The organism is Pseudomonadota bacterium, assembly GCA_034189865.1.
Taxonomy (GTDB): Bacteria; Pseudomonadota; Gammaproteobacteria; order UBA5335; family UBA5335; genus JAXHTV01.
Map to the genome: position 1 here is coordinate 1 of JAXHTV010000043.1, position 16,186 is coordinate 16,186.

Annotated in this window: 15 protein-coding genes and 1 tRNA gene; all 16 read right to left on the reverse strand. The window is 56.3% G+C overall.

Features of this window, described 5'->3' with window-relative positions; translation table 11 throughout:
• The coding region (locus SVU69_12920) for a sulfotransferase (protein ID MDY6943899.1) at positions 1 to 976 on the reverse strand (976 nt) is incomplete at its 3' end.
• 500 nt (positions 977 to 1,476) lie between these two features.
• Positions 1,477 to 1,553: transfer RNA gene (locus tag SVU69_12925), tRNA-Met, on the reverse strand.
• Between the two features lie 41 nt (positions 1,554 to 1,594).
• Positions 1,595 to 3,028 carry an NADH-quinone oxidoreductase subunit NuoN gene (gene nuoN, locus SVU69_12930; GenBank protein ID MDY6943900.1) on the reverse strand — a complete coding sequence of 478 codons (1,434 nt, stop codon included), beginning with the start codon at positions 3,026 to 3,028 and terminating at the stop codon, positions 1,595 to 1,597.
• Positions 3,029 to 3,095: 67 nt separating this feature from the next.
• Positions 3,096 to 4,610 carry an NADH-quinone oxidoreductase subunit M gene (locus tag SVU69_12935; protein MDY6943901.1) on the reverse strand — a complete coding sequence of 505 codons (1,515 nt, stop codon included), beginning with the start codon at positions 4,608 to 4,610 and terminating at the stop codon, positions 3,096 to 3,098.
• 25 nt (positions 4,611 to 4,635) lie between these two features.
• Positions 4,636 to 6,600 carry an NADH-quinone oxidoreductase subunit L gene (nuoL, locus tag SVU69_12940; GenBank protein MDY6943902.1) on the reverse strand — a complete coding sequence of 655 codons (1,965 nt, stop codon included), beginning with the start codon at positions 6,598 to 6,600 and terminating at the stop codon, positions 4,636 to 4,638.
• A gap of 4 nt (positions 6,601 to 6,604) precedes the next feature.
• On the reverse strand, positions 6,605 to 6,910 hold the full coding sequence (nuoK, locus tag SVU69_12945) for an NADH-quinone oxidoreductase subunit NuoK (GenBank protein MDY6943903.1): 306 nt from the start codon (positions 6,908 to 6,910) through the stop codon (positions 6,605 to 6,607).
• Positions 6,911 to 6,959: 49 nt separating this feature from the next.
• Complete coding sequence (locus SVU69_12950; GenBank protein ID MDY6943904.1) at positions 6,960 to 7,562, reverse strand: NADH-quinone oxidoreductase subunit J; 603 nt, start codon at positions 7,560 to 7,562, stop codon at positions 6,960 to 6,962.
• A gap of 59 nt (positions 7,563 to 7,621) precedes the next feature.
• Positions 7,622 to 8,122 carry an NADH-quinone oxidoreductase subunit NuoI gene (gene nuoI, locus SVU69_12955; GenBank protein MDY6943905.1) on the reverse strand — a complete coding sequence of 167 codons (501 nt, stop codon included), beginning with the start codon at positions 8,120 to 8,122 and terminating at the stop codon, positions 7,622 to 7,624.
• 25 nt (positions 8,123 to 8,147) lie between these two features.
• The gene (gene nuoH, locus SVU69_12960; protein MDY6943906.1) at positions 8,148 to 9,206 is read right to left on the reverse strand and encodes an NADH-quinone oxidoreductase subunit NuoH; all 1,059 of its coding nucleotides are present in this window, start codon (positions 9,204 to 9,206) and stop codon (positions 8,148 to 8,150) included.
• Between the two features lie 53 nt (positions 9,207 to 9,259).
• Positions 9,260 to 11,623 carry an NADH-quinone oxidoreductase subunit NuoG gene (gene nuoG / locus SVU69_12965; GenBank protein ID MDY6943907.1) on the reverse strand — a complete coding sequence of 788 codons (2,364 nt, stop codon included), beginning with the start codon at positions 11,621 to 11,623 and terminating at the stop codon, positions 9,260 to 9,262.
• Between the two features lie 50 nt (positions 11,624 to 11,673).
• The gene (gene nuoF, locus SVU69_12970) at positions 11,674 to 12,972 is read right to left on the reverse strand and encodes an NADH-quinone oxidoreductase subunit NuoF (GenBank protein ID MDY6943908.1); all 1,299 of its coding nucleotides are present in this window, start codon (positions 12,970 to 12,972) and stop codon (positions 11,674 to 11,676) included.
• Between the two features lie 4 nt (positions 12,973 to 12,976).
• Complete coding sequence (gene nuoE, locus SVU69_12975) at positions 12,977 to 13,483, reverse strand: NADH-quinone oxidoreductase subunit NuoE (GenBank protein ID MDY6943909.1); 507 nt, start codon at positions 13,481 to 13,483, stop codon at positions 12,977 to 12,979.
• Positions 13,483 to 14,736 carry an NADH-quinone oxidoreductase subunit D gene (locus tag SVU69_12980; protein MDY6943910.1) on the reverse strand — a complete coding sequence of 418 codons (1,254 nt, stop codon included), beginning with the start codon at positions 14,734 to 14,736 and terminating at the stop codon, positions 13,483 to 13,485. Before SVU69_12980 ends, nuoE begins: the two co-directional genes overlap by 1 nt.
• On the reverse strand, positions 14,729 to 15,430 hold the full coding sequence (locus SVU69_12985; protein ID MDY6943911.1) for an NADH-quinone oxidoreductase subunit C: 702 nt from the start codon (positions 15,428 to 15,430) through the stop codon (positions 14,729 to 14,731). The genes SVU69_12980 and SVU69_12985 overlap by 8 nt, the downstream gene beginning before the upstream one ends.
• Positions 15,431 to 15,442: 12 nt before the next feature.
• Positions 15,443 to 15,919 carry an NADH-quinone oxidoreductase subunit B family protein gene (locus SVU69_12990; GenBank protein MDY6943912.1) on the reverse strand — a complete coding sequence of 159 codons (477 nt, stop codon included), beginning with the start codon at positions 15,917 to 15,919 and terminating at the stop codon, positions 15,443 to 15,445.
• On the reverse strand, positions 15,910 to 16,186 hold a 277-nt coding region (locus SVU69_12995), incomplete at its 5' end, for an NADH-quinone oxidoreductase subunit A (GenBank protein ID MDY6943913.1). The genes SVU69_12990 and SVU69_12995, both read right to left, overlap by 10 nt.

The window sequence follows — 16,186 nt, forward strand, 5'->3', positions numbered from 1 at the left end:
TTTCGGCCAAGGCCCAGCCCGGGAGCGCTAGTGTCTCGTAGATCTGGCGGATCTCGCCCATGCCGTCCCGCTCCAGGTCTTCGAAGCGCACTTCCACCAGCCGCTCGGGTGGAATGGCCTGCCGCTGGGACAAATAGGCCGACATCATCCGTTCGTAAACGTACAGAACGATCTCGTCGCGCTGCTCGGGCGTGACAGCCTGCAGACCGAAACCGGCGGACATTTTGTCGTAAAGATGTTGGCTGGACCGGTACACATCGTAGGGATTGCGATAGATGTGCACAAATTTCGCGTCCGGGTAACGTTCTGCGAGTAATGCCAAGCGCGCCGTGTTGGGCGGGTTTTTCAACAACAGCGGCTTATGGGGATCGGCCATGGTGGCTTGCTGCAGAATGAAGTGATACCCGTCGAGAAACGCCTGCTCCTGGCCCTTACCCGCTCCCTCGAACAGGCAATACCGGTCAAAGAGCTTGGGTAACTCCCGTGGCAGCATCCAATAATAGTAGACCGTGGCGGTGGTGATGGCGGGCAGTGCCAACTCTTCTTCCTGCGGCAGGTCCACGCCTACGGGAAGGTTATCCATCGGTCTGCTGATATGGGGCAGAATGGGCCCCAATCGCGTGAGCCATCGGCCCAGCGTGAAGTAGCAGGTGGCCGTTCCGATATGACCATTCGATACCGTGGCAAACTGCGGGTCCTGCTTGAGCGTGTAGTGCAAATGCGTCGTGCCGCTTCGCCAATGCCCCAGAATCATCAGCGGTGGACCCGCCAATCGGGTGGCACGCACACGCGGATTATAGAGCTTCTCCTCTAGCCAACGAAAAGGCCCAAACGCCCGGTTGACCAGGCGCAAATAGGTCAACCGCCACCGGAAGTCCGGATCCGTTTGAAAATGCCGAAGTGTTTCCTCCAGAATCGGCGTTTTCGCCATCATATAGGGCGAAAAAACCGGCGGAAGATTGTCCAATTTCAGCATGTGGCCTCGCTTATCCTGCAGGAATACAAATAAAGGTGGCCGGCTTGTTCGGGGGCGAATGCCGCGCCCCCTGCCCCATCAGCAACGCATGAGATCACCCGCAAACGCGCTGAAACAATACGCCGGTTGCCGCTTCGTATCCCCACAAACTTAGTACATGTGCAAAATCGGCGTCATGCTTAACGATGCTTTGGTCAGAGCATACGGCCGAACAGCCTCGACAATGCGACGAGTTCCGCGGCTCGATTGGTTGCACCCATAAGCTTTGGCACCAGTTAGCACTCGCCCAGCTGGCTTTTTGTGATTGGAAGAATGGGGTGGGCTGCTTGGGGTCGACTGATTGCCGCCCATCGCAATCAGAACGGGCCGCCTGGGGTTCTCGACGGGGATGAGGGAACCTACCGGCCAATAGCCAATGGCACCCAGAAAGCGGATCAATGTGGCGCGAAAGAGGCAAAAAAAAATCTCTGTATATGGACATATACAGAGATTTTCCGATTTGGTAGCGGGGGCAGGATTCGAACCTGCGACCTTCGGGTTATGAGCCCGACGAGCTGCCAGACTGCTCCACCCCGCACTCGTGAGAGGGCGAGAGTATAGGTTAGAGCAACCGGTTTGTCAAAAAGCCGATGCACATAACTCCATCAATCCTCCCGGAACGATACCCAAAATGAGAACAATCAAGCCATTGGCGGTAAGCAAGGCCCGCATATCGAAAGACGGCTCGAACGGCTCGTGGTGCGTCGGCGCATCGAAGTACATCACTTTGACAACACGGAGGTAGTAATAAGCGCTGATAAACGCGAATATCACCGCCACAATCGCCAACCAATACATTCCTTGCTGAACAACGGCGTTGAGCACGGCCAGTTTGCTGTAAAAGCCGACTGTTGGAGGCACACCGGCCATAGAAAACATCAGCAGCAGCATAATCAAGGCGAACCAAGGGCTGCGCTCATTCAGCCCTTTGAAATCGTCGATATTCTCCGCTTCCAACCCCTGGTGGCTAAGGAGAATAATCATGCCGAAGGCCCCTGCCGCCATGAGCACATAAACCAAGGTATAGAACATGGCCGCGCCATAGCCTTCGTCCGTTCCGGCGATGATACCGAGCAGTAAAAAGCCGATATGGCCGATGGTCGAATAGGCCAACATACGCTTGATGTTGGTTTGGGCGATGGCAACGATGCTACCCACAGCCAGGGACAACACCGACATTAAAATCAGCATATCTCGCCAGTCCGCGTAGAGACCTTCGAGCCCCTCCACCAACAAGCGCATAAACATGGCAAAACCGGCTATCTTGGGCGCTGTACCCACCAACAGGGTAATGGGCGTATTGGCGCCTTGGTAGACGTCCGGCAGCCACATATGGAACGGCACCGCCCCCAACTTGAACGCCAGCGATGCCACAATGAATACCACCCCCAAAATCAGCGCGACATTGCCGACACGGGCCGCCATGACCTCTTCAGCCACTTGCGCCACATACAACGAACCGGTCACGCCATAGAGGATGGACATTCCGTAGAGCAGCATGCCGGAGGCGATGGCCCCAAGCACGAAGTACTTCATAGCGGCTTCCGCCGCAACAGCGGAATCACGGTTCAGCGCCACCATCGCGTAGAGCGAAAGCGACATCAATTCCAAACCGAGATATAAGGTAATGAAGTGGGCGCCGGATATGATCACCATCATACCCATGGTCGCGAACAAGGTGAGCAGGTAAAACTCCCCCTTGTGCAATCCACGGCTGGCCAGGTAATCGCGCGAATAAACCATCACAGCCGCGACGGTGACCAAAACCGCGATTTTCAAGGCAACCGCCAGTCGATCCAGCACGAACATGCCGCCGAAAGTCTCGACTGCAGCCTGCTCTAACATGGGCACGCACAAAATCGCCGTGACCAAAACCGAAAGCAGGGACAGCAAGTAAGTCACGTATCGGCGTCGATCGTCCACGAACAAGTCGACAACCAAAATCAGACTGGTCATGCACAGCAGGAAAATCTCCGGAACAACCGGTGAAAAGTCCGGGCTGACGAAATTCATTTCCATTGCTTCCTTATCCCAACCAGTATCTTGGACCGTTCACGAGCGCGAGCCGATCAGTTGATATTCAGCCCTTGCCCTGAAGAACATGCGCCAACAGTTGGTCGATAGACGGCGCCATCACATCAATTAAGGGGGCCGGCCACAAACCTAGAGCCAGCACGGCGACGGCCAACACCGCCAACATCAAGAACTCGCGACCGTTAATATCGTCCAGCGCCTGCACGCGATCATTCTGTACCGCGCCGAATATCACACGTTTGACCATCCAGAGGGTGTAGGCCGCGCCCAAGATGAGCGTCAGTGCCGCCAAGGCAGCGATCCAAAAGCTGGCTCTAAAGCTGGCCAGAATCACCATAAACTCACCCACAAAACCCGACGTACCCGGCAAGCCGGCGTTGGCCATGGCAAACAACACCATAAACGCTGCAAAATTGGGCATCGTGTTGACCACGCCACCGTAATCAGCGATTTGGCGGGAATGCATGCGATCGTAGAGCACCCCTACGCACAGGAACATTGCGCCAGAGATAAAACCGTGGGAGACCATCTGTACCACGCCGCCTTGCATGGCCATAGCGGAACCCGCGCGGCTACCGGTGGCTTCTACGATAAAAAACGGGATAAAAAACCCGAGGGTCACGAACCCCATATGGGCGATAGACGAATAAGCAATCAGCTTTTTCATGTCCTGCTGAACCAACGCCACCAGCCCAATGTAGACAACGGCGATGAGCGACAGGGCGACCAACAGGCCCGACATTTCCAAACTGGCATCCGGCGCGATGGGCATGCTGTAACGGAGAAAACCGTACGTGCCAAGCTTCAGGGTAATGGCCGCCAGAATCACCGAACCGCCCGTGGGTGCTTCAACGTGAGCGTCGGGCAACCAAGTATGCACCGGCCACATGGGGACCTTCACCGCAAATGCCACCAAAAACGCCAGGAATATCCAGGTTTGCTCGGCGCCGCTCAGCGGAAGTTGCTGCAGCGCCAACACATCGAACGTGCCGGACTTCTGATACAGGTAGATAAAAGCGACCAACATCAGAACCGAGCCGAAGAACGTGAACAGGAAAAATTTAATCGTAGCGTAGACCCGTCGCGGACCACCCCAAATTCCGATAATCAGGAACATGGGGATCAGCATGGCTTCCCAGAATACGTAAAACAGCACGGCATCCAGCGCGGCGAACGCACCGATCATGATGCCTTCCATGATCAAAAACGCACCCAAATACTGCGATGGCCGCTGAGTCACCACTTCCCACCCAGCGACCACGACAAAGATGGTCATGAACGCGGTGAGAATGATCATGGGCATCGATATACCGTCTACACCCAAGTGATAATCGGCGTTAAAAGTCGGAATCCAGCGAGCCTGCTCGACAAACTGCATGCCGGGGTTGGTGCTATCGAATCCGGTCCACAAGCCCAAACTAATCGCAAACGCCAACAACGCCACCGCCAACGCACACCATCGGGCGGCCGGGACGTTTCGATCTCCAATCAGTAACACCAACAGCCCGCCGAGGATTGGCGTCCAGATCGTGAGACTCAGCAGGTGCGGCTCCGCAAACATTCAGACTATTCCTTATCCCGCGAGATCAACGGATGAAAAGCAACCAGGCCAACATCACTGTCAGGCCGATTACCATCGCGAATGCATAGTGGTAGAGAAAACCGGATTGAATCCGCCGCATAGACGTGGCCAAACGGCCGACACGTTGGGCGGTGCCGTTGATGAGCGCCCCGTCGATCAACCCAGCATCTCCCGCTTGCCAGAAAAACCGACCCAGCGCGCGTCCACCAGCGGCGAACACGTTCAGGTAAATTTCATCGAACCAGTATTTGCGGTCGAGAATGCGATAGAGCACTCGACCGGGACCAAAACGCGTACTGAACCACTCGACCAGACGCGGATTCACCAGGTAGAGATACCAAGCCGCGACCACCCCGGCTAGCGCCAGCCATACCGGAAGGTTCTGTAAGCCGTGGGTCACGAACGCCACCACACCGTGGAACTCTTCCCCAAGGTGCGCCATCACGTCGTGCTCGTGATGGACGGTAATTACCCCGTCAAAGACCTTGCCGAAGAGCATCGGGCCGATCGTCAACGCGCCGATAATGACCGAAGGAATTGCAAGCAAAATTAGTGGGATGGTCACAACCGTCGGGCTTTCTTGGAGGTGCTCGCGAGTATGCTCGTCCATCCGTTCCTGGCCGTGGAATACCAAAAAGACCAACCGGAAGGAATAGAATGCGGTGACGAACACGCCGAGCAACACCGCCCAATAAGCGATATGCGCACCGGGTAAATGGGAGACTTCCACAGCCTCGATAATGGCGTCCTTGGAGAAGTAACCAGAGAAACCAGGGAACCCAATCAGGGCCAATGAGCCAATGAGAGAACACCAATAGGTAATGGGCATGTACTTTCGCAGCCCCCCCATACGGCGCATGTCCTGCTCGTGGTGCATCGCGATAATCACAGAACCGGCTGCCAGGAACAGCAACGCTTTAAAGAACGCATGGGTCATCAAGTGGAAGATGGCGGCTGAGTAGGCCGACACGCCAAGGGCGACGGTCATATAACCCAACTGCGACAAGGTCGAATACGCCACGACCCGTTTGATGTCGTTTTGGACCATGCCCAAAAGACCCATGAAAAACGCCGTGAATGCACCAATCAACAGGACGAAACTCAAAGCGGTTTCGGAAAACTCGAACAGCGGCGACATACGGGCGACCATGAAGATCCCGGCGGTTACCATGGTCGCGGCATGAATCAGTGCCGAAATCGGCGTGGGGCCTTCCATGGAATCCGGCAACCACACATGCAGCGGCGCCTGCGCTGACTTGCCCATGGCGCCGATAAACAACAGAATGCAAACCACCGTGGCAAGGGACCACGCTTGACCGGGCCAAATCTCGATGGTCTTACCGGCCCAGGCAGGCGCGGCCGCGAACGCTTCCCAGTAGTCAAGAGTGCCGGCGTACATGACAACCGCCGCAATACCGAGCAGGAAGCCGAAGTCACCCACCCGGTTGACCAAAAAGGCCTTCATATTGGCAAAAATGGCCGTGGGTTTCTTGAACCAGAAACCGATCAGCAGATAAGACACCAAACCGACCGCCTCCCAGCCGAAAAACAGCTGGAGGAAGTTATTTGACATCACCAGCATCAACATGGCGAAGGTAAACAGCGAGATATAGCTAAAAAAGCGCTGATAGCCGGGATCGTCGTGCATGTAGCCGACGGTATAGACGTGGACCATCAAGGAAACAAAGGTCACCACAGACATCATGATGGCGGTGAGACTGTCGACCAGAAACCCCACCTCGAAACGAATACCGTCGCTCACCATCCAGGTGTAAACCGAAGCATTGTAGGGCTCCGCCCCGTCTACGAAAACGTCTTTCAGTACCAGCAGGGAAAGGAGAAACGAGACAGCAACGCCGCCGGTGGTCAGCCAATGCGCACCGGTTCGGCCCACGACGTTTCTGAATAAACCCACCACCACCGAGGCGAACAGCGGTGCAAGAACGATTGCCAGATAGACGCTTTCCATGGAATCAGCCTTTCATGACGTCGAGGTCTTCGACGTTGATGCTTCGCTTGGTGCGGAAGACAAGCACGAGGATCGCCAAGCCGATGGCGGCTTCTGCCGCAGCCACGGTGAGGATGAAAAAGACGAACACCTGGCCTTCCAGATCGCCCAAGTAGCGAGAAAAGGCAACAAAGTTCATGTTCACCGCCAGCAACATGAGCTCGATGCACATCAGAAGCACAATCACGTTTTTTCGATTGATAAAAATGCCTGCGACGCTGAGCACGAATAAGAGCCCGCCAAGCACCAAAAAATGTGACAAGGAAACCATGATTACTCCTGCCGCCTTCCCTTGAGCAAGAACCCGTTCGAGGCTGACCTTACTGCTTTTTCTCTGCCGGCATCTTAACGATGCGGATACGGTCACGCGGGTTGACCCGGACCTGTTCCGCCGGATTCTGGACCCGACGACCTTCGACCCGCCGCATGGTCAATGCGATGGCCGCGACAATCGCCACCAGCAATATCACCGCCGCGATCTCAAACGGATAGACGTAAACGGTGTAAAGCAGTGCCCCAAGTTCCTGGGTATTGCTGTGCCCTTCCGGATACGGCACCGGGGTTCCGTATGTTTCGATACTGAACTGACCCGACCCCAATACGGCCAGCAGCTCCAGCACGATACACAGAATCACCACCGTTCCCAGCGGTAAATACCGCGTAAATCCCTGGCGCAGAACGTCGGTATTGATATCCAGCATCATGACGACAAAAAGGAACAACACCATCACCGCGCCGACGTAGACCAATACCAGGATGATGCCCAGAAACTCGGCGCCGATCAGAATCCACAGAGCGGCACTGGTGAAAAACGCCAGCACCAGATAGAGCACCGAGTGAACGGGATTGCGCGCGGTAATCACACCGGCGGCCGCACCTACCACGATGGCGGCGAAAATATAAAACAAAATCAGCTGAATCATTCTGGATTCATCCCATTGCGCCCTCGTAACCAGGCAACGCGGTTTTACATCCGGCCCGCTTAGCGATAAGCGGCGTCCACGGCCCGATCCTGGGCGATGATATCTTCATATTTGTCGCCAATGGCGAGTAACTTGTCTTTGGTAAGAATCTGTTCGCCACGGTTCTCAAAGTGATACTCGAAAATGCGCGTTTCCACGATGGAATCGACCGGGCAGGCCTCCTCACAAAAACCGCAGAAAATGCATTTAAACAAATCGATGTCGTAGCGCGTGGTGCGGCGCGTACCGTCATCACGCTGCTGAGATTCAATGGTGATGGCCAAGGCTGGACAAACCGCCTCGCAGAGTTTGCAGGCAATGCAGCGCTCTTCGCCATTGGGATAACGACGCAGCGCGTGCATGCCACGAAAGCGAGGACTCTGGGGCGTTTTCTCTTCCGGATAGAAGATAGTGACTTTGCGGTTGAACATCTCCCGCACCGTCACGGACAAACCCACCAACAGCTCCCACAACAGAAAGCTTCGGACGTAACCGGAAACGTAACGCGCAACCGTACTCATATCGAATACCCTACCCGAGGTTGCTTCAGAACCATGGTCCGAAGCCCACGTAAACAAAAACGCCCACAACCGCTAACCAAACGATGGTTACCGGGATAAAAACCTTCCAACCCAGCCGCATGATTTGGTCATAGCGATAGCGCGGAAAAGTGCCTCGGAACCACAGGTAGCAGAACAGGAAAAACGCCGTTTTCAATGCCAACCAATGAAATCCGTGGCTCGCGAGACCGGGGATTCCGCCCAAAAACGGCACGTTTTCAAAAGGCGACAGCCACCCTCCGAGGAAAAACACCGTAATTAACGTTGAAATCAAAACCATGTTGGCGTATTCGGCCAGGAAGAACAGCGCAAAGGCCATGCCGCCATACTCAACATGGAAACCCGCGACGATTTCCGACTCACCTTCCGCCATGTCGAACGGCAGGCGGTTGGTTTCCGCAATACCGGAAACCCAATAGACCACGAACAACGGCAGCAAAGGCACGGCAAACCACATCCAAATGCCGCCTTGCTGAGCTTTGACGATGTCATTGAGATTCAAACTGCCGGCGGCCATCAAAACCCCCACCAACGCGAAGCCCATAGCCAACTCATACGCGACGACCTGCGCCGCGGCACGCATGGCGCCGAGCAGCGCGTATTTGGAATTCGACGCCCATCCCGCCAGGATGATGCCGTAAACACCGAACGAGGTCAGCGCCAGCACGTATAGAACTGCGGCATCGATATTGGCCAACAGCACACCGTCGGCAAACGGCACGACCGCCCACGCCGCCAAGGCGGGAATAAACGACAGAATCGGTGCACTGAGAAACAAAAAGCGGTTGGCGTTGGTCGGAATAATGATTTCTTTAAACGCCAACTTCACCGCGTCGGCAATCGGTTGGAGCAAACCGGCATAACCCACGCGGTTGGGTCCCACCCGAGACTGGATAAAGCCGAGCACTTTCCTCTCCGCCAGTGTCAGGTAAGCAACCACGCCCAACAAGGGGAAGATGATCGCCATGATGCCGAGCAGAATATTCACCGGAACCCTTACGAGTTCAGGAACAGCACCCCAAGTTGCGAGCATGGTGTCGAGCATGTTGTGTTGCCTTAAACTATCTCTTCAGACCAACCGGGCCGCTTGAGCCTGGCTCAAGTGGACTGAACTTCAACCGAACCAAACCGTTCCCCGAGCATTCGGGTTTCGGGAATACCCGCGGCGATACAAATCCAACCGTCTGCAAGCCCGTTATCGATCACCAAAGGAAGCGTCACGCGTCCATCACCCTGACTCACCACCACTTGATCGGCATCTGTCAGGCCAAGCCTTTCCGCCTCTGATGCATTTAGATAGGCCTTTTTGGCCGCATCCGCATCCGGCGTTTCCTGTAGCGGCTTGGAACGCCGCACTAAGCCATCACTGGCACACAGCGGCACTTCACCCAGCCGTTGCAGGGTCGGCCGCAGCGGACGCTCGATACCGCCAGTGAGCTCGTAGTGATTGTTGGGCATAACGGCGCCCACGGCCTCACGAGCTGAATCGGCGACTTGCTTCGCCGAGACGTAGTCGAAGCCGTCCAGGCCCAGGAGGTTACCCATCACCCGCAGCAGTTTCCACGCGGGCCGTGACTCGCCAACCGGCGCGGCACAGCCATTGAACGACTGCCAGCGCCCTTCTGCGTTGATGAAGGTCCCGGCGGTCTCCGCAAAGGTACCGATGGGCAAAATCACATGCGCGTAATCACGCATCGCCTTGCTGACAAACGGCGTGAGCGCGACGACGAAATCGGCATCGTTAAGAACCGCCTCCGCCTGCCGGCCGTTACGTGCTTCCAACTCCGGTTCAACACCCAGCAACAGATAGCCACGCATGCCGTCGGTCAACATCTCGCCAGCGTGTTTGCCCGCTTGCTGAGAGGGCGAACCGCCCAGTTGACGATGCGGGACGATGCCACATAGCCAAGCACCCGCCGCATTGCCCCCGGCGGGCAGATAGCCCAGTCGGGAATTGGTTGCAGCGGCCACATAAGCCGCGAGTGCGCGCAGTACGCCAGCGCCGGGAGCATCTGCTGCGATCTGACCCAGCAACACCGCGGCGCGCTCGCCGTCACGCAGTATATTCGCCACCGTGATGTGGGTTTGATCCGGGGAGACGCCCTGGACCACCGACTCAAGCGCTTTGGGAATCGACTCGCCGGTCAATTCCGACACCGCGAGCGCAACGGCCGCGAGAGACTCGCCCATGTCGGACGTAACAACATGCGCGGGTAAATCGAAGCGAAAATCGAAATCTTTCGGGTTAATGGCGCAGATTTGACCGCCGGCCATGGCGGCCTTGCGAAGGCGGTGATGGGCCAGTGGAACCTCTTTACGCACGTTGGAACCGATCACCAAGGCTCCACTCAAGCGCTCCAGGTCAGCGATATCCATGCCCAGCCAGGGGAAAACCGGCATCTGGGTCTGGTCGCCGAACTCCGCTTGGGACTGGCGATGGTCGACATTGGCACAACCCAGTCCGTCGGCAATCCGCTTGAGCAAGAACAACTCTTCCACGGTGGCGTTGGGCGAAGCCAAAATACCGAGGTCGGAGGCATCTACCCGTTTCAGGCCCTGGATAGCCGTCTCCAGAGCGGTTTCCCAGTCAGTTTCTTCCCATACGCCGTCGACGTTGATCATGGGTGCCCGCAGCCGGCTTTCGCTGTAAATCGCCGGATAACTGAAGCGGTCGCGATCACTAACCCAAGTTTCGTTGACCCCCTCGTTTTCCCGTGGGACAACACGCATTAATTGGCCACGACGGACGTGGGCGTTGAGGTTGGTACCGAAACAGTCGTGGGGCGACACGGTCGCCGCTTGTTCCAATTCCCACGGACGGGCTGTATAGCGAGACGGGCGTGCCGTCAATGCGCCCACCGGACACAAATCGATCACGTTCCCCGACATTTCTGAGGTCACGGTACGACCGACATAGGTGCCGATGCGCATGAACTCGCCCCGTCCCGTAGCGCCCAGCTCTCGCAGCCCCAGTACCTCCTCGCCGTAACGCACACACCGCGTACAGTGGATGCAGCGGGTCATGTCTGTGGAGATCAACGGTCCGAGATTTTCGTCCTGAACGATACGCTTACGTTCGGTGTATTGAGACACATCGCCGCCGTATCCCAGCGCCAGATCTTGCAATTCGCATTCACCACCCTGGTCGCAGATCGGGCAATCCAGTGGATGATTGATGAGCAGGAATTCCATCGTCGCCTTTTGCGCGGCGATGGCTTTAGGCGAACGAGTGAGCACTTTCATGCCGTCGGCAACGGGTGTTGCGCAGGCGGGCAGCGCCTTGGGCGCACGCTCGACTTCCACCAGACACATCCGACAGTTGGCAGCAACCGACAGCTTCTTGTGGTAGCAGAAACGCGGAATATAGTTGCCCGCGGCATCCGTTACCTCAATCAGCATCTGACCTTTGCGCGCGGGAAGCGCGACGCCGTCAACCTCGATTGTGATCTCTTCGTTACTCATAAATGCTCAGTCCGACGCTGGGTCCGTTCCCAAACTTGGCCCGCAAAAGCTCACGCGGCCGCCTGCGGCTGGTCGCTCACAGACACCATGCATTGCTTGTGGTCGATGTGATACTGAAATTCATCGCGAAAATGCTTGATAAAGCTGCGAACCGGCATGGCGGCAGCATCTCCCAAGGCGCAAATCGTGCGACCTTCGATCTTGCTGGCCACGTCATCCAACATGGCCAAATCGGCCGGCTGGCCCTTGCCATGCTCTATCCGGCTAACCACGCGATGCAACCAACCTGTGCCCTCTCGGCACGGGGTACACTGACCACAAGACTCGGCGAAATAGAAACGTGAAATCCGCTCCAGGACACGCACCATACAGGTGGTTTCGTCCATCACGATGATGGCGCCCGAGCCCAGCATCGAGCCGGCTTGGACAACGGATTCATAATCCATGTTGACGTCCATCATGATGTGCCCCGGCAGCACCGGCACGGACGATCCACCCGGAATCACTGCCTTAAGCTTGCGGTTATCGAGAACACCGCCGGCCATTTCCAAAATCTTCGCAAAGGGCGTACCCAGCGGAACTTCGAAGTTTCCGGGACGATTGACGTGACCGCTCACGGAGAACAGCTTCGTCCCACCGGCTTTCTCAGTGCCCAGGGACGCGAACCACTCGCCGCCCTTGCGCATGATGGTGGGCACCGAAGCGTAGCTTTCGGTGTTATTGATGGTGGTGGGCTTGCCATACAAACCGACATTGGCCGGGAACGGCGGTTTAAACCGCGGCTGACCTTTTTTCCCTTCCAACGACTCGAGTAGCGCCGTTTCTTCACCACAGATGTATGCCCCTGCGCCCAAGTGCGCATGGAGGTCGAAATCCACGCCGGAGCCCAGGATATTGCGACCCAGGAATCCCTGCTCGTAGGCTTCGGCCAAAGCCTGGCGGAAACGACCGAAGGGCTCGTCCATGAACTCGCCTCGAAGATAGTTGTAACCCACGGTGGCGCCCATGGCGTAAGCGGCGATGGCCATCCCCTCGACCAGGGCGTGGGGATTGAAACGCAAGATGTCGCGGTCTTTGCAGGTGCCCGGCTCGCTTTCGTCGGAGTTACAAACGACGTATTTCTGTCCGTCGTAGTTCTTCGGCATGAAGCTCCACTTCAAGCCAGTGGGAAAACCGGCGCCGCCACGCCCACGCAAACCGGATTTCTTCACCGTTTCGATGACGTCTTCGGGCGGGATTTTCTCAGTCAGAATGCGCTTCCATGCTTCATAGCCACCCACCTTGAAGTAGTTCTCCAGGGTCCATGGCTCGTCGAATTGAAGGGTGCTATAACAGACCGAGGTTTCCATTCACTCACTCCAGACCATCAATGATTTGGTCTACCTGTTCCAAGGTCAGGTTTTCGTAGTACTTGTGGTCGACCATCATCATCGGCGCGCCGACGCACGCGGCTAGGCACTCCTCTTCCCGCTTGAGATAAATCCGGCCGTCGGGTGTCGATTCCCCGAGGTTAATGCTCAGCTTGTTCTCTAAGTGCCGAACGATGGCATCACCGCCTCGCAGCATGCAGGAAATGTTGGTGCAGACCGACACGCTGTGACGTCCCACCGGCTCGGTTTCCAGCATGGAGTAAAAACTGGCGACTTCGTAAACCGTGATGGACGGAAGATCCAGGTAATCAGCGACGGCGTCCATCAAATCCACCGTCAGGTACCCCTTGTTCTCGTGCTGCACCGCATGTAACGCATAGAGGATCACGGATTGTTTCCGGTCGGGTGGATACTGCTTGAGCCATCCGTCGATTTCGTTCTTTACCTCTGCCGACAGTCGCGCTGCCGGCCGTACGGGCAACTCGGCCATTAGCGGTCAATCTCCCCGAATACGATGTCCATGGTACTGATCACAGCCACGACGTCTGCCAGCATGTGTCCGCGGACCATTTCATCCATGGCTGCCAAGTGCGGGAAACCCGGCGCGCGAATTTTTAGCCGATAGGGCTTGTTGGCACCGTCGGAGACGATGTAACAGCCGAATTCACCTTTGGGGGCCTCGACAGCCGCATAGGCTTCCCCTTTGGGAACGCAGTAACCTTCGGTAAACAACTTGAAGTGGTGAATCAACGCTTCCATGTCGCGTTTGATGACTTCACGCGCCGGCGGGACAATCTTGTGGTCTTCCAGGCGAACCGGGCCGGGATTGTTTCGTAACCAGTCAATGCACTGCCGAATGATTCGATTGGACTGACGCATCTCCTCAATGCGAACCAAATAGCGATCGTAGCAGTCACCGTTGACACCCACGGGAATGTCGAAATCCAATTGATCGTAGACTTCGTACGGCTGTTTCTTGCGAAGGTCCCAAGCGACACCCGAGCCGCGCAGCATCGGCCCGGTGAACCCAAGCTCGATGGCGCGATCGGCGTCTACGGCACCGATACCCACGGTCCGTTGCTTCCATATCCGGTTGTTGGTCAGCAGCGTTTCGTATTCGTCCACACAGGCGGGAAAACGCTCAGCAAAGGCTTCGATGAAATCCAACAGCGAGCCTTCCCGGTCCTGGTTGAGCTGATCCAACTCTTTCTGGCTTCGCAACGGAGAGGCTTGAAACTTTGGCATACTGTCGGGCAGGTCGCGGGCAACACCTCCCGGCCGATAGTAAGTCGCATGCATTCGAGCGCCGGAGACCGCTTCGTAGCAGTCCATCAATAACTCGCGCTCTCTAAAGCAATAGAGGAAAACGGTCAACGCGCCGATGTCCATGGCGTGCGACCCCAACCACAACAGGTGGTTCAGAACCCGCGTAATCTCATCAAACATCACGCGAATATATTGCGCCCGCAGCGGCGGGGTAATATCGAGCAACTTTTCGATCGCCAGCACATAGCCGTGCTCATTACACATCATCGACACGTAATCGAGACGATCCATATATCCGATGCTTTGATTAAACGGCTTACTCTCGGCGAGCTTTTCTGTCGCTCTGTGCAGCAAACCCACGTGGGGATCCGCGCGCTGAATGACTTCTCCGTCCATCTCCAGAACCAAACGCAACACGCCGTGCGCAGCCGGGTGCTGCGGCCCGAAGTTCATTGTAAAATTCTGAATCTCAGGCATCTTGCGACGCTCCCCCGGCGATCTCACCGTGTTCTTGATCCTCACGGATGACCTTTGGCACCAGCGTTCTCGGCTCAATCTGCACTGGCTCATACACAACCCGGCCTTTCTCGGGGTTGTAGCGAACCTCAACATTGCCGATGAGAGGAAAATCCTTGCGGAACGGGTAGCCGATAAAGCCGTAGTCTGTCAGGAGCCGGCGCAAATCGGGATGATTCTCGAAGTGGATTCCGAAAAGATCAAAGGCCTCACGCTCAAACCAGTTGGCCACTGGCCAGATCTCGACCACCGAAGGCAAAACAGGCAGCTCAGAATCCGGAATCCAAACCCGTACCCTTAAACGCAAATTTTTGTCGAGCGAAAGCAGATGGTAGGCAACGGCGTAACGTGTGGCAGAACCGTGATCCGGGTCGCTGTCGGGGTCATAGCGATCCACACCACGGCTGAAGCCCAATTCCGTCGAATCAACCGTCGCCCACTCAGCGTCACCGTAGGCCAGATAGTCCACACCGCAAAGATCGATCAGTTGACGAAACAACAGGGCCTCGTCATCCCGCAACACCCGCGCTGATTCCAGCAAGTTCTCGGCCGCGACCTCCACGGTCACTTCATCGACTCTGGCATCGTAAACGACCTTGGCGTTGGGAAACCTATCGCCCAATTGCTGCGCTAATGCCTCGTACGCCTGACTCATGTCGCTGTGTTCCTAGCGGGCGATGGTGTTGGTTCTTTTGATCTTATTCTGGAGCTGGAGTATGCCGTAGAGCAAAGCCTCGGCCGTCGGCGGACAACCGGGCACGTAGATATCTACCGGCACCACCCGATCGCAGCCCCGAACAACAGAATAGGAGTAATGATAGTAACCACCGCCATTGGCACAGGACCCCATAGAAATCACCCAACGGGGTTCCGCCATCTGGTCGTACACCTTGCGCAAGGCCGGAGCCATCTTATTGACCAGGGTGCCTGCAACGATCATCACGTCTGACTGACGCGGACTCGGTCGAAACATCGCCCCGAATCGATCCAGGTCGTAACGCGAAGTACCTACGTGCATCATTTCAACGGCGCAGCAGGCAAGACCAAACGTGACCGGCCAGAGGGAACCGGTTCTTGCCCAGTTGATTAATTTGTCAGCCGAGGTGGTTACAAAACCCTGCTCGAGGACGCCTTCTATTCCCATTCCAACGCCCCCTTTTTCCATTCGTAGATAAACCCGACCACCAAGATCCCCAAAAAAACGGCCATCGCCAGCAGACCGAAGCCGCCGATCTCGCGAAGCGAGACCGCCCATGGAAACAAAAATGCGACTTCGAGGTCGAAGATAATAAACAGGATTGCCACGAGATAATAACGCACGTCGAATTTCATTCGCGCATCTTCGAAGGCTTCAAATCCACACTCATAAGGTGAATCTTTTTCTGCGTCCGGCCGCCGAGGTCCGAGCACG

Excerpts from the sequence above, each read along its gene's own strand:
- nuoH (MDY6943906.1), bottom strand. The coding sequence starts at position 9,206 with ATGCTCGACACCATGCTCGCAACTTGGGGTGCTGTTCCTGAACTCGTA.
- nuoI (MDY6943905.1), bottom strand. The coding sequence starts at position 8,122 with ATGAGTACGGTTGCGCGTTACGTTTCCGGTTACGTCCGAAGCTTTCTG.
- SVU69_12950 (MDY6943904.1), bottom strand. The coding sequence starts at position 7,562 with ATGATTCAGCTGATTTTGTTTTATATTTTCGCCGCCATCGTGGTAGGT.
- SVU69_12935 (MDY6943901.1), bottom strand. The coding sequence starts at position 4,610 with ATGTTTGCGGAGCCGCACCTGCTGAGTCTCACGATCTGGACGCCAATC.
- nuoG (MDY6943907.1), bottom strand. The coding sequence starts at position 11,623 with ATGAGTAACGAAGAGATCACAATCGAGGTTGACGGCGTCGCGCTTCCC.
- SVU69_12980 (MDY6943910.1), bottom strand. The coding sequence starts at position 14,736 with ATGCCTGAGATTCAGAATTTTACAATGAACTTCGGGCCGCAGCACCCG.
- nuoL (MDY6943902.1), bottom strand. The coding sequence starts at position 6,600 with ATGGAAAGCGTCTATCTGGCAATCGTTCTTGCACCGCTGTTCGCCTCG.
- SVU69_12985 (MDY6943911.1), bottom strand. The coding sequence starts at position 15,430 with ATGAGTCAGGCGTACGAGGCATTAGCGCAGCAATTGGGCGATAGGTTT.
- nuoE (MDY6943909.1), bottom strand. The coding sequence starts at position 13,483 with ATGGCCGAGTTGCCCGTACGGCCGGCAGCGCGACTGTCGGCAGAGGTA.
- nuoK (MDY6943903.1), bottom strand. The coding sequence starts at position 6,910 with ATGGTTTCCTTGTCACATTTTTTGGTGCTTGGCGGGCTCTTATTCGTG.
- nuoN (MDY6943900.1), bottom strand. The coding sequence starts at position 3,028 with ATGAATTTCGTCAGCCCGGACTTTTCACCGGTTGTTCCGGAGATTTTC.
- nuoF (MDY6943908.1), bottom strand. The coding sequence starts at position 12,972 with ATGGAAACCTCGGTCTGTTATAGCACCCTTCAATTCGACGAGCCATGG.
- SVU69_12990 (MDY6943912.1), bottom strand. The coding sequence starts at position 15,919 with ATGGGAATAGAAGGCGTCCTCGAGCAGGGTTTTGTAACCACCTCGGCT.